1 protein-coding gene is annotated in these 1,596 nt (G+C 64.6%); it reads left to right on the plus strand.

The genetic code is table 11. The features are described from left to right. On the plus strand, nt 1–1,596 hold a 1,596-nt coding region (locus tag B9Z49_RS21920; RefSeq protein ID WP_233254759.1), incomplete at both ends, for an Ig-like domain-containing protein.

Here is a 1,596-nt window from a genome sequence, read left to right on the forward strand (position 1 = left end):
GCAGCGGCACCGTCACCGCGAGCGAGACGATCTACTTCACGCTCTCCGAGGCGAGCACCACCTTTGCGCAGTCCGACATTGATGTGACAGGCGGCACGCTGTCGAACTTCACACCAGTGCCCAGCTCAGGCACGGCCAGTGCGGGCTACACCCAGTACACCGCCACCTTCACGCCATCCCCCAACGCCAGCGGCACGGCCACCATCGGCGTCAAGTCGGGCATGTTCAGCGACGTGGCGGGCAATGCCAACGCAGACACCTACGTCAGCCCCGCCCCGGCAGGTGCCACGCAGGAGGGCAACAACCTGGTGTCACTGAACTACAACACCAGTACCAACCCGGCAACGCCCGACACCACGGCACCCACCATTGCCATCACTGCCGACAAAGCCACTTTGGCAGCGGGCCAGTCGGCCAGCGTCACCTTTGTGCTGTCTGAGCCCTCCAGCGACTTCCTGTCCACAGACGTGCAGGTCAGCGGCGGCACATTGTCTGGCTGGACGCAGCTCAACCCCAGCACCTACAGCGCCACCTTCACTCCGGCAGCGGGCGGGCAGGGCACGGGCCGCATCTACGTGGCCAGCAGCGCCTTCCGTGACGCGGCGGGCAACGCCAACGCCGACGGCGCGGATGCCAACAACGCGGTCGACTTCATCACCAACTACGGCAACAACGGGGGCGACAGCACACCGCCCACGATCGTGGTGGCGCGTACCGCCAGCGGCACGCTCACCAGCTCTGAGACCCTCACCTTCACGCTCAGCGAGGCCAGCACCAACTTTGCCGCCACCGACATCGATGTGGTGGGCGGCAGCCTGAGCAACTTCAGCCCCGTGCCCACCAGTGGCACCGCTGGCACTGGGTACACACAATACACAGCCACCTTCACACCCTCAACCAACAGCACCGGCACCGCCACCATCGGTGTGGCCGCAGGCAAGTTCTCAGACAACGCGGGCAACGCCAACCAAGACGACTACAAGCTCACTGGCGCAGAAAACACCAACAACCAAGTCAGCATCGCCTACAACACGCAGGCCAACCCCAACCCGCCTGCCGACACCACAGCGCCTTCCATTGTGGTGGCGCGTGCGGGCAGTGGCAGCCTGGCCTTGGGCGGTACAGAGACGATCACCTTCACCCTGTCGGAGGGCAGCACCAGTTTCAACGCCAGCGATGTCGATGTCTCTGGCGGCACGCTCTCGGGCTTTGCACCGGTGCCAGGCTCTGGCAACGCGACGAGCGGCTACCACCAGTACACCGCCGTCTTCACCCCAGCGGCCAACAGCGTGGGCACAGCCACAATTGGCGTGGCAGCGGGCAAGTTCCAAGACGCAGCGGGCAATGCCAACACCGACACCTACGTTGCGGGCGCGGGCTTTGAGGCCAACAACCTGGTCTCGATTGGCTACAACACGCAGCAAAACGACACCAGCCGACCCACCATCGAAGTGAGCCGCGCAGGCTCTGGCACCGTCACTGCCAGCGAGACGGTGTACTTCACACTGTCTGAGGCCAGCAGCACCTTTGCCCTGTCCGACATCGATGTGACGGGCGGCACACTGTCGAACTTTGCGCCGGTGTCCACCAGCGGCA

The organism is Limnohabitans sp. 2KL-51, from assembly GCF_003063645.1.
Classification (GTDB): domain Bacteria; phylum Pseudomonadota; class Gammaproteobacteria; order Burkholderiales; family Burkholderiaceae_C; genus Limnohabitans_A.